1 protein-coding gene is annotated in these 278 nt (G+C 59.0%); it reads left to right on the forward strand.

Annotation, left to right across the window (positions count from 1 at the left end; all coding sequences use genetic code 11):
- A partial coding sequence (locus tag RGM3321_RS00045) for an IS3 family transposase (RefSeq protein WP_244390993.1) occupies nucleotides 1–97 on the forward strand: 97 nt, incomplete at its 5' end.
- Nucleotides 98–278 lie beyond the last annotated feature (181 nt).

Consider the following 278-nt stretch of genomic DNA (forward strand, 5'->3'; position numbering starts at 1 on the left):
TCTGGATGAGTACATCCGCTACTACAACAATGACCGCATCAAGCTGAAGCTAAACGGCTTGAGCCCCGTAAAATACAGGGCTCAGGCGGCGCGCTAAAACTGTCCAACTTTCGGGGGGCAGTCCACCGCGTGGGAATGCCTGTCGTGACGTTCTGCGTCACAAATCTGCGCCGTGCCGCAGAATCAAGACCGGACGCAGAGCGTCCAGAACGGCATGCGACGCGGAGCGCCGCACGATAGTTGAGGTTATCGTTCCGCACGCTCCGCGTGGGAATGCC

The organism is Pseudomonas sp. RGM 3321, from assembly GCF_022836805.1.
In the GTDB taxonomy this organism is placed as follows: Bacteria; Pseudomonadota; Gammaproteobacteria; order Pseudomonadales; family Pseudomonadaceae; genus Aquipseudomonas.